The 11281-nt window shown below is 64.4% G+C and carries 12 protein-coding genes; 3 read left to right on the top strand and 9 right to left on the bottom strand.

Annotated elements, in window-relative coordinates; all coding sequences use genetic code 11:
• Positions 1-10 precede the first annotated feature (10 nt).
• The 8 genes from IEW15_RS13660 to IEW15_RS13695 all read right to left on the bottom strand — a co-directional run bounded on the left by IEW15_RS13660 (position 11) and on the right by IEW15_RS13695 (position 7632).
• Complete coding sequence (locus IEW15_RS13660) at positions 11-1357, bottom strand: ammonium transporter (RefSeq protein WP_188578780.1); 1347 nt, start codon at positions 1355-1357, stop codon at positions 11-13.
• A gap of 330 nt (positions 1358-1687) precedes the next feature.
• Positions 1688-2248: a redoxin domain-containing protein gene (locus tag IEW15_RS13665; RefSeq protein WP_229708098.1), complete on the bottom strand. Its 561-nt coding sequence runs from the start codon at positions 2246-2248 to the stop codon at positions 1688-1690.
• 140 nt (positions 2249-2388) lie between these two features.
• Positions 2389-3231: a TauD/TfdA dioxygenase family protein gene (locus tag IEW15_RS13670; protein WP_188578782.1), complete on the bottom strand. Its 843-nt coding sequence runs from the start codon at positions 3229-3231 to the stop codon at positions 2389-2391.
• A gap of 49 nt (positions 3232-3280) precedes the next feature.
• The gene (locus tag IEW15_RS13675) at positions 3281-4081 is read right to left on the bottom strand and encodes a class II aldolase/adducin family protein (RefSeq protein ID WP_229708099.1); all 801 of its coding nucleotides are present in this window, start codon (positions 4079-4081) and stop codon (positions 3281-3283) included.
• Between the two features lie 20 nt (positions 4082-4101).
• Positions 4102-4908: an ABC transporter permease gene (locus IEW15_RS13680; protein ID WP_188578784.1), complete on the bottom strand. Its 807-nt coding sequence runs from the start codon at positions 4906-4908 to the stop codon at positions 4102-4104.
• Positions 4890-5663: an ABC transporter permease gene (locus tag IEW15_RS13685; RefSeq protein WP_188578786.1), complete on the bottom strand. Its 774-nt coding sequence runs from the start codon at positions 5661-5663 to the stop codon at positions 4890-4892. The genes IEW15_RS13680 and IEW15_RS13685 overlap by 19 nt, the downstream gene beginning before the upstream one ends.
• On the bottom strand, positions 5660-6538 hold the full coding sequence (locus tag IEW15_RS13690; protein ID WP_229708100.1) for an ABC transporter ATP-binding protein: 879 nt from the start codon (positions 6536-6538) through the stop codon (positions 5660-5662). The genes IEW15_RS13685 and IEW15_RS13690 overlap by 4 nt, the downstream gene beginning before the upstream one ends.
• A 14-nt stretch (positions 6539-6552) precedes the next feature.
• Positions 6553-7632 carry an ABC transporter substrate-binding protein gene (locus tag IEW15_RS13695; protein ID WP_188578788.1) on the bottom strand — a complete coding sequence of 360 codons (1080 nt, stop codon included), beginning with the start codon at positions 7630-7632 and terminating at the stop codon, positions 6553-6555.
• 468 nt (positions 7633-8100) lie between these two features.
• Between IEW15_RS13695 and IEW15_RS13700 the strand changes: the two genes are divergently transcribed.
• Positions 8101-8712, top strand: coding sequence for an HD domain-containing protein (locus IEW15_RS13700; RefSeq protein ID WP_188578790.1), 612 nt, complete (start codon positions 8101-8103; stop codon positions 8710-8712).
• Between the two features lie 209 nt (positions 8713-8921).
• Entirely contained in the window at positions 8922-9611 is a 690-nt protein-coding gene (locus IEW15_RS13705; protein WP_188578792.1) for a GntR family transcriptional regulator, read from the top strand.
• Positions 9612-9813: 202 nt separating this feature from the next.
• Here IEW15_RS13705 and IEW15_RS26760 read toward each other — a convergent pair whose 3' ends face one another.
• Positions 9814-10131, bottom strand: a complete 318-nt coding sequence (locus tag IEW15_RS26760) for an FAD-binding protein (RefSeq protein ID WP_408999445.1) — start codon at positions 10129-10131, stop codon at positions 9814-9816.
• Between the two features lie 456 nt (positions 10132-10587).
• Between IEW15_RS26760 and IEW15_RS13715 the strand changes: the two genes are divergently transcribed.
• Positions 10588-11229 (top strand): tetratricopeptide repeat protein, encoded by a 642-nt coding sequence (locus IEW15_RS13715; protein ID WP_188578795.1) that lies wholly within the window; start codon positions 10588-10590, stop codon positions 11227-11229.
• Positions 11230-11281: the final 52 nt, after the last annotated feature.

Consider the following 11281-nt stretch of genomic DNA (forward strand, 5'->3'; position numbering starts at 1 on the left):
CCCCCCGGTATCAGCCGTGATAGGCGGCTTCGCCATGGCTCGACAGGTCGAGGCCCTCGGTTTCCGACTCCTTGCTGACCCGCAGACCGATGATCAGGTCGACGATCTTGTAGAGGATGATGCTGCCGATGCCCGACCACGCGATGGTGACCAGAACCGCCAGGATCTGGGTCCAGACCTGATCGGCCATGGTGACGTCGTCGGCAAAGCCGATGCCGCCCAGCGAGGCGCTGGTGAACACGCCGGTGCCGATGGCGCCGATGATGCCGCCGACGCCATGGATGCCGAACACGTCCAGGCTGTCGTCATAGCCGAACTTGTTCTTGATCACGGTGACGAAGACATAGCAGACGGTGCTGGCGATGACGCCGAGCACGATGGCACCGACCGGGCCGATCAGGCCGGCGGCCGGGGTGACTGCCACCAGACCGGCGACGATGCCCGAGGCACCGCCCAGCATGGAGGCCTTGCCGCGTGCCAGGGATTCGATGACCACCCAGGCAACCAGCGCGCCGGCGGTGGCCGTGAAGGTGTTGATCATGGCAAGCGCCGCGCCGCCATTGGCTTCAAGATTAGAGCCGGCGTTGAAGCCGAACCAGCCCACCCACAGCATCGAGGCGCCGACCATCGTCAGCGTCATCGAATGCGGCGCCATCATGTCGCGACCGAGACCGGCGCGCTTGCCGACCATGATGCAGCCGACCAGGCCCGCGATACCGGCATTGATGTGCACGACCGTGCCGCCGGCGAAATCCAGCGCGCCCCAGGCGAACAGCAGCCCGTCGCTGTCCCACACCATATGGGCGATGGGGAAGTACACGAAGGTGACCCACAGAACCACGAACACCACCACCGCCGTGAAGCGCATGCGCTCGGCGAAGGCGCCGACGATCAGCGCCGGGGTGATGCAGGCGAAGGTCATCTGGAAGCAGATGAAGACGTATTCGGGGATGACCACGCCATCGGTGAAGGTCGCGGCCATGCTGTCCATGGTGACGCCAGCCAGGAAGGCCTTGTCGAGCCCGCCCCAGAACAGGCTTGGCGCATCGCCGAAGGCCATCGAATAGCCCCAGAGCGTCCAGACGATGATCACCACGCCGGTGATCATGGTGCACTGCATCAGCACCGACAGCATGTTCTTGGCGCGCACCAGACCGCCATAGAACAGCGCCAGGCCGGGCAGGATCATGAACAGAACCAGGATGGTGGACACCATCATCCAGGCGGTATCGCCCTTGTCCATCGTGGCGGCCGCGGCGGCATCGGCTATGGCTGGGGTTGCGTCCTGCGCCCAGGCCGGCAGCGCCGACAACGCCAAGGCAGAGCCCGCGGCAAGAAGGGTTCTTACGTGCTTCATTACTATCCCCTGGTCCTCTAGGAACGGCTTGATCCAGAAGCGTCGATTGCGCGGTCTCGTCAGCGGGCAGCGCAGGCCCGAATCTGGCCGGGCCGGTCCAAAGCAATCTCCGCGCCAGTTTGGGGGATGTGTCCAAGGCTTTGATATAATGTCATAAAAAAAACGACGACAGAGAACTGTCGTCGCTCAATATTTAAACAGTCGCCTAAATTCAAGGCATCCACCGCTAATTCCACCGGCTATCCCGGCTTGGCCTGCACCCTTCGTGCCCCGATGGGCACAAGGGCCAGGCAGATCCTCGGGTGTGCTCCGGACGGTGCCGGGCGTGCCTCAGGCGGTGCCGCGGATCGGATAGCTCTTGGCCTGAACGAAGCTGATGCCCCGCAGCAGGGCGGCCAGATCCGGTCGCGCGAAGGGTGCGTTCGAGATGTCGACGATCTGCACCGCGCCATCGGGGTTGATGACGAACACGCCCGGTTCGGCAAAGGGGCGGTCGGTTTCCTGGGCCGAGCGCGGCGCCGAGACATACAGGCCCAGACCCCGCATCTGATCAGGGGTCAGGTCATAGCCGACCGGGAAGGTCCAGCTCTGTTCCGAGGCTTCGGCGGCGGCGCGGTCGGCCGGGTCGGCCGACAGCGCCGCCACCGCGATACCGGCCTCGGCAAAGCCGGCTTTCAGCGCTTCCAGCGTCTTCAGATAGGTCTTGCACAGCGGGCAATGGGCGCCGCGATAGACCACCAGCATGCGCCAGCCGGTCATCGCCGCCGGGTTCAGGCGGCCGCCGTCGGTCTGCGGCCAGTCCATGGCGGGAAAGGTCATGCCGGGAAGGGCCATCCCGGGATGGGCCATCCCGGGATGGGCCGTGACGGCGGTTTCGGTCGGATCTGACATGCGAGGGCGCCTCGTGATCATCTGCCCCGGCGCCCGATGCGCCGGGGGTATGGCTCTGAGGCTGGCCGCTGGCCCTGCCGATGTCAACGCGACCGCAGCTCGGCGCGGATCACATCTTGGTGAGCGGCCGGCGGTGCCGGTCACACCGGCCGGTCGGTGCCCTTGATGGTGGCGCGGTGCATGATCCGGCGGTATTTCACGTCGTCATAGGGCGTCGCCTTGTGCATGGTGCAGCGATTGTCCCAGATCAGCAGGTCGCCTTCCTGCCATGTGTGCCGATAGACGAAGGCATCGGAAATCGCATGGCTGTTCAGGGCGTGCAGCAGCGCCGCTGATTCGTCCGCCGGCAGGCCCTGGATCTCCTTGACGATGTCCTCGCCGACATAAAGCGACAGCCGGCCGGTTTCCGGATGGGTGCGCACCACCGGATGCACCACATCGGGCGTGGCCGCGATCTGGGCGGCGCTCAACGGCTCGCGATCGCCGAAGGCCTTGTTGTAATAGCCGCTATAGGAATGCACGGCGGTCATGTCGCGGATGCGCGCCTGCAATTCCGGATCCAGTGCCTCCCAGGCGGCATGCATCGATGCGAACAGGGTGTCGGCGCCCTCGGGCGGGCATTCGCGGGCATAGAGCACCGATCCGAAACAGGGAATTTCCAGATAGGACCAGTCGGAATGCCAGTTCCAGCCCTCCTTGTGGTTGCCGATGCTGCGTCCGGCTTCCTTGACGTTCGACAGCACATAGATTTCCGGATGGGCGGTCGTCAGGTACTGGGTCAGCACGTGGATCTGAAGGTCGCCGAAATAGCGCGAGAACGCGACATGCTGGGCCTCGGTCAGCGACTGGTTGCGCAGCAGCAGCACCGAATGCGTGTTCAGCAGGTCGCGCAGCCGCGCGACCTCGGCATCGGAAATCGGTGCCGAGGCATCGACACCCAGAAGCTCGACGCCAATGACGGGCGAGAGTTCCCTGATCTCCATGGGGCTGGTCCTTCTGTCGATAGGATAGAGCGAGGGGGGGGAGGGGCGGTCAGTCGGCATAGCCGGGTGCAAGCTCGTCGAGCATGCGGATGAACCCGGGCCATTCCCGGAAGCCCGGCCGCTTGATGTCGCCGGCGAATTCGGTGAACTGGCGGGCGGCCTTTTCACAGACCTCGTGCGGCGGCAGCACCACCGGCCGGCCGGATGCGGCGGCGGCCGCCTGGGCCTGCAACTGGATGCGGGCGGCACGCTCGAAGTAATAGGCCAGCATGAAGGCCTCCGGCACCGTCTGGCCCACGGTCAGGAAGCCGTGATTGCGCAGCAGCAGCACCCGGTGATCGCCGATATCGGCGACAAGCCGCTCCTGTTCGTCCAGATCCAGCGCCACGCCCTCATAGGCATGGATGCCGATGCGGTTGTAGAAATGCATCGCGAACTGGCTGAGCGGCAACAGCGCGTCCGGCAGCGCCGACACCGCGGTCGCGGCATCGGAATGGACATGCAGCACGCACATCGCATCGGCGCGTGCCCGGTGGATGGCTGCATGGATCACGAATCCGGCGCGGTTCACCTGGCCCGGCGTGTCGCAGATCTTGGTGCCGTCAAGGTCGATCCGCAGCAGCGACGACGCGGTGATCTCGCGGAAGAACCGGCCATAGGGGTTGATCAGGAACTGGTGATCGGACCCCGGCACCCGCGCCGAGATGTGGTTGTAGATCAGATCGTCCATGCCGAAATGGGCGACCAGCCGATAGCAGGCGGCAAGCTGGCGGCGCAGATCGGCCTCGGTCCGCGGGCTGTCGGGCATGTCGGGCCGGGATGCGTCGGTGTCGGACAGGGGGGCTGTCATGATCATCGGTTCCTTGCGGGTTACTGCCACCAGACCAGCTTGCGATCGATCCAGACCAGCAGCAGATAGAGCAGCATGCTGGCCACCGACGAGGTGAGCACCGCCGCCCAGACCAGCAGGAAATCGACCTGCTGTGTCGCCTGGAAGATCACCCAGCCGATGCCGGAATAGGCACCGAGCATCTCGGCGACGATGGCGACGATGATCGCGCGCACCACCGCGACCCTCAGGCCGTTGACCATCGACGGCATCGCCGCCGGCAGCCGCAGCTTGCGCATGATGGTGACCGGGCCGGCGCCGAAGCTGCGCATCAGGTCGATGGCGCCCTGTTCCGGGCGCTTCAGACCGTGGATGGTGTTGATCAGGATCACGAAACCCACCGCCAGCGTGACCATGGCGATCTTGGATGCCGGGCCGATGCCCAGCCAGATCAGGGCCAGCGGGGTATAGGCCACCACCGGCACCGAATTGATCGCCACCACCACCGGCATCAGCACCCGTTCCAGGGGCGGCATGAACACCATCAGCATGGCCAGGGCGACGCCGATGGCGGTGCCGAGCGCATAGCCGGACCCTGCCTCATAGAGCGTCGCCTGAAGCGCCACCAGCATGCGGGGCAGGTCGTCGATGGTGGCGGCGAAGATCGCGGTCAGCGACGGCAGCACGAAGGGCTTCACGTCGAAGAACCAGATGGCGCCTTCCCAGACGATCCCGATCGCCGCCAGCCCCAGCACGACGGGCAGCACCCGTTCACGCAGCAGCGCAAGGAAGGCCCATCCTGTACGTGAGGCCCGCCCTGGGCGCGACCTCAGTCCTGACGCCACCATATGAACCTCCTTTCGAAGAACGCCACCACCGCATACAGCGCCGAACCAAGCAGGCCGCAGGCCAGGATCAACGCCCACAGCCGGGGCACCGCCTCGGTGTACATCGCCTGGATCAGCATGACGCCCAGCCCGACGGTGTCGCCGAACCATTCACCCACGATCGCGCCGATCAGGCTGAGCGAGATGCCGAGCCTGAGCGCGACCGCGATCACCGGCAGGGCCGAGGGGAAGCGCAGCCGGGTGAAGATGATCCATTCGCTGGCGCCGAAGCTCTTCATCAGCGACACCTTCTGCGGATCGCAGGCGAGCAGGCCGCGATGGGTGTTCACCGTGACCGGAAAGAAGGTCAGGTAGAAGGCGATGATCACCTTGGCCAGAATGGTGTTGCCGAACCAGATGATGATCAGCGCGCCGAAGGCGATGACCGGAATGGTCTGCGACACCACGAACAAGGGGAACAGCGCCCGCTCAAGCCCGCGCGAATAGGCGAAGACCACGCCGCAGAAGATGCCGAACAACGAGCCGGTGACGAAACCCAGCGTGGTTTCGACAAAGGTGCGGCCAACGCTGCGCATCAGATAGGGAAACACCGACCAGGCATCGGCCAGCACCACCGACAGAGGCGGGAAGAAGGATGCCGGCACATCGAAACCGCGGGCGATGCCTTCCCACAGCACGGCCAGAGCCAGCATGGTCAGGACCGGGCGTCTGAGGCCGATCAGCGGTCCGCGCAGACGGGCGGCAATGGCCATCATGCATCCCCGCTTTCGGGCATGAAGCTCTTGCGGGCCTCTTCCTCGATCGCATCCAGCAGACGGCGCTTGATGGCGATGAATTCGGGCGAGGTGACGATGTCCGGGTCGCGCGGGCGGGGCAGGTCGATCACCTCGTCGCATTTGATCGTGCCGGGGCGGGCGGTCATCACCACCACCCGGTCGCCCAGGAAGATCGCCTCGTCGATGTCATGGGTGATGAACAGCACCGTGCGCTTGTAGCGCGACCAGATATCCAGCAGCCAGCGCTGCATCATGGCCCGGGTCAGGGCGTCGAGCGCGCCGAACGGCTCGTCGAGCAGGATCATGTCACGCTCGAACAGGAAGGTGCGCATCAGGGCGACGCGCTGGCGCATGCCCCCCGACAACTGGTGCGGATAGTGTTTCGCAAAGCCCTTCAGGCCGAAATCGGGCAGCATCTCCAGCGCCCTGGCCCGTGCCGTGGCGCGCGGCACGCCTTCGACCTCAAGCCCCAGAATGGCGTTGTCGATGACGTTGCGCCATGCGAACAGCAGGTCGCGCTGCGGCATAAACGACACCTTGCCCAGCAGCGCACCGTCAGCCATCGGCCGGCCATGCATCAGGATCGAGCCGTCGTCATCGCCGGGCAGCAGGCCGCCGACCACGTTGAACAGGGTGGATTTGCCGCAGCCGGACGGCCCGACCAGGGTGACGAATTCGCCGTCGCGGATCTTCAGGTTGACATTGGAAACCGCGGTGACCTGTGACGGGCCATCGCCGAACCGCTTCCACAGATTGACCAGTTCCAGAAGCGGCGGCTTCTCCCCCGCCGCAGCCATGGCTGTGGCGGGGGCGGGGCGGGTGGCCAGGAGATCGCGGGGGGAAACCGGCATCATGCGCCCTTCCGTTCTCAGAGCTTCTTGTCGTCGACGGGGGCCTTCTCCCAGAAGGACGGGTCGAAGGCGGTCTTCAGATCGACCGGGTTCTTCATCACGCCGGCGGCGAGCAGGATGTCGTGCTGCTTCTGAAGCGTGTCGTAATCGATGAAGAACATGCCGTCGCTGGCGCCCTTGCCGGCGATCATCACGTCCTCGATGGTGTCGATCATCGCTTCCTGATGCTTGCGATCCATGCCCGGGTCGACCTTCAACAGAATGTCGACCGCCTCGTCCTTGTGCTGAAGGGCATATTTCCAGCCCTTGACCGTGGCATCGAAGAAACCCTGCACCAGTTCCGGCTTGTCCTTGATGGTCTCGGCCGTGGTGATCAGCGTGTCGCGCTGCACGACGATGCCGTAGTCATCGGGCTGGAAGATCTTGAGGTCGGTCAGGCCGCGGGCCTTCAGCGTGTTCAACTCGTTATAGAGTGTCGCTGTGGCCACATCGACTTCCCGGTCGATGAACGGGTTCATCGACACCGATTGCGGCATGATGGTGAGGTCGTTCTCGGTGATGCCGGCCGTCGCCAGCATCGCCTTCAGGGTGTATTGCGATCCGGAATACCAGGTCGAGACCTTGCGGCCCTTGAAGTCTTCCAGCGTGTTGATGCCGCTGTCGGGATAGGTGACGAAAGCATAAGGGGTCTTCTGGTGGGCGACGCCGATCGCCACCAGAGACATGCCCTTGTCGACCGCCGCCAGATGGCTTTCCACGCCGCCGCTGAGGCCGAAGGTGTCGGCGCCCGAGGCGACCAGCGCCTCGGCATTCAGGTTGGGGCCGCCCGGATTGATCGTCAGGTCGATGCCCTCGGCCTCGTAGAAGCCCTTGGCTTTCGCGACATAGAAGCCGGCGAACTGTGCCTGCGGCAGCCATTTCAGCCGCAGCGAGGCCTTTTCGGCCGCGGCGGCGGCATCGGCGCCGCCCAGGCTGGCGGCCGCCAGCAGGGGGGCCGCCACCGCGAATGCGGCGATCGCCCGGCCTGCGGACCGGGTCCGGGCCCTGATCCGGCCGGCGCCGCTGGCACCGTCTGCGAAGATGGGTGCGAAAGCCATGTCAGTTGGTCTCCTCAAGCGTCCGGGGGCGTTCTCGGGGCCGATGGGCGATGACATCGACGGGTCGGGCAGATTGTGTATCGACGTATGTTCAATCACGGGTCCGGCACATGCGATGTCATGCAGTACCGGCCAGGCTCGTTGCAACGCCCGTGCCAAGCGCCGGGCACTGTGACAGCCGGATGACGGCGCGGCCGTGCTGTGCGATCCTGTGGCCAGCGGTTCCGCCGGATACAGGCCGTCTTATTCCTGTCGTAATCCTAGCGCTGCGGATGCGTGACTGCCAGTCTCTGTATGCAAGATTGGCGTGAAGCGCATAATTTTTGCTCAAAAATCGGGCCTACGGCCCATTAAATGGGCAAAATTCCGGCTATGGCGTCAAAACAGGCAGGATGGCCCGTGCATGTTCTCGACAGGAACCCGGTCATCTGATACAAAAAGCCAGGATGTGCATGCAGGAGATGCATCATGGCTGATGGAATGACGACCGGCGACCGGGTGACGCTGCCTTTCACCGCCGATGAGCGCGCGCAATACCGCAGCATCCGCGAGAGCGTGGCCGAGGATTACGTCATCCAGGAGCGCCATATGGCCCGGTATCGCCAGACGACGCCGGATCTGTATCTGCGGCTTCTGGCCTCGCTATCGACGCCGCATCTGGGCTTTCCGATCGACCGGCTGGAGCACTCGCTGCAAACCGCCACCCGGGCGCTGAAAGACGGGCGGAGTGATCTGTATGTCTTTGCGGCGCTGTTTCATGACGTGGGCGACGCCATCGCCCCCGCCAATCATCCAGAGGCTGGCGCCGCCATGTTGCGGCCCTATCTGACCGAAGATCTGTACTGGATGGTTCGCCATCACGGCTCGTTCCAGGGCTATTACTATTGGCAATTCCTGGGGCGCGATCGGCATGCCCGCGACCGCCATCGCGACCATCCATGCTTCGACATGACCGCCGAGTTCTGCGAACGCTATGATCAGGCATCCTTCGACCGCGACTACCGGGCGCTGACCCTGGGCGATTTCGAGCCGCTGGTCCGCGATGTGATGTCGCGGCCGCGCAATCTTGTCCCTGAATGAGCGGTGTCCCGGAATGAGTGGTGTCCCGGAACGCGTGGGGCATACCAGGATAGGCAGTGGCCTGCGGCAAAAGCGACATCGGCATGCGGATGGGGCTGTTCTGCGTGCAGCAGCGCCAGGAAACCGGTATTGTCTGCCGCAGAATGACGCGGCCCGCGCTTGCGGTGCTGCCGCGACACCCATCACCATAGCAAACCGAGCAGGCCGACATGAAGATCAAGACGGTGCCCGTGGTGACCGAAACCCGCGCTGAGAACCTGCGCCGCAGCCTTGAGCAGCAGATCGTGCGCGGCGAGCTGCGGCCCGGCGACCGCCTGGACGAGGTTGAACTGGCCGAGCGGTTCAATGTCTCGCGCACGCCGGTGCGTGAGGCGCTGCATGCGTTGGCCGCGGGCGGGCTGATCGAGATGCGCTCCCGCCAGGGGGCGACGGTCTCGACCGTGTCGATCTCGATGCTGCTGGAAATGTTCCAGATCATGGCCGAGCTTGAGGGCTTGTGCGCCAGCTTCGCCGCCCGCAGGGCCAATACCGCACAGCGCCGCAATCTTCAGGCCATTCATGAACGTCTGGTCCGGGTGATTCAGGATGACGAGCCCGAGGTGTTCTATGAGGTGAACCGCGAATTCCACGAGGCGATCTATGACGCCTCAAATTCCGAGTTCATCGCCGAACAGACCCTGGCCCTGCGCAACCGGGTGTCGCCCTATCGGCGCTATGTCACCTTCCTGCCCGGCCGGATGAGTGCCACCCTGGACGAGCATGAACGGGTGCTGAACGCGATCATGGCGGCGGATTCAGCCGGCGCTCAGGCGGCAATGCGCGACCACGTCACCCTGCTTGGCGATAATCTGACGGATTTTATCGCGGCCATCCCGCCCAGCGTGCTCAAAAGCGCCTGATCTGCATACAAAAATGCGGATGCCCCTGCGGTCCGGCGATCATATCCGGACCAGACGGGGACATCCGCATTTCCCGGATGCCGACCCTGTCATCCATTCCGGCCCTGTCATCGCGGGCGGTGCGCACCCGCGATGCGGCCAGCCACCGTGGCGGTCGGCGGACCAATACCCGCCAGACACCCATGGTCACAGACAGCCATGGTCATAGAGACCCATGGTCATCGGCACCCGAGACCCCGACCGCGGCATCGCCGGCGGCGTGGAGGTTCGGCAGTGCTGCGCCCGCCATGCCCAGAAGCCGGGCCCGCATCTCGATCGCCGCCTGCGTCTCGATCGCCGGCCCGCCCTGAGGGAGAAGCAGGGCTCCAGTTACCTTGACAGCACAATACGGCGCAAAAAGCTGCGGCGCATCAGCAAAATTGCGCCAGAAGGCCTCCCGGGGTGCTTCGGTCTTCGGATCGCCGATCCCGATCAATGTTCCGGCCAGCAAATCCGACGACAGACCATTGGCCACGATCACGGGCCGGGTGTGTCGGCGGTGATGATCGCGCCCGCGACCTCGGCGGTCCGAGATCTCCTCAAGATTGGCGACCCGGCCATGCCCGATCCCAACATCGACCTCGTCTGTGGTCTGATCCGGGAACCGGCGGTGTGGAATGATCTTCGAGAGATGGTGGCAGCGGACCGGGCAGCCGTCGCTGCAATTCAGCCGATATGCCCGCCGCTATGCCTTTGACGCCATCCATAAGGTTCAATCCGCTCCTGAAAGGGCGGCCCCCTCGAATCGCATACCGATTCCCGACGTCAAGAGATTTCTTCCGTTAAAACTGATCGGTGGTGAGCCGGCAGCGCTGTACCCATCGTTCCCCGTCGACTTGCTGTTGCGACAGGGCCCTGTACCATTTTGTGATGTGGATGCTGATATACTCGACGTCAGGCCTTATCATTCCGTCCGCTTCAGGGTAAGCAGCGTGGCATGAGCATGCAGATCAACCGATCCCCGATCGTTTGGCGCACGGATCAACCGACGCCACGTTCGCCAGCAAAATCCTTCCTGCCCTTGTTGCGCGCCGCTGTTGCGTCGCATCCGGGCCGTCCCGACCTGCTGTGCGATCTTGTGATTGTGCTCAGGGATGATCGTCGCTGGGACGAGATTTTCGATCTGCTGTCGCCGCTTGCAGACGGGGATGGCCTGACACCGGCGCTCGCGTGCGAGTTGGCGCGCGCCGCAATCGCCGGCGAGCGGCCGGATATCGCCCTGCGCGTGGTCGACAGCGCGATTGCGCAAGGGGTTGAGGGCGCGGCGCGGCAAAAGGTCCTCGCCCTCTACGCCTTGTGCCGGTTTGACGAGGCTCAGGCGGCGGCGCAGCAGGCTTTACGTGAAGACCCTGATGACAATTTGGTGCTTGGCGCGTTTGGCAGCGATTGCCTGACACGCGGTGACCTGGACGCGTTGATAAGCACCTGCCAGTGGGGGATCGACTGCGGTGCATCCTCCAGCGCCTACATGGCCTATCTGGCCACCGCCCTTGCCATGGCCGGTCGGCGATCGGAGCTGGGGGATGTGCTCGACCCAGCGCACCTGTGCCAGGGCAACGAGTTCAGGTTAACGCGGTGATCGGAATCTCTGGCGCACGATAGTTTGGCGTGATTCAACAGGCTTCCACAGA

It is taken from the genome of Tistrella bauzanensis, from assembly GCF_014636235.1.
GTDB lineage: Bacteria > Pseudomonadota > Alphaproteobacteria > Tistrellales > Tistrellaceae > Tistrella > Tistrella bauzanensis.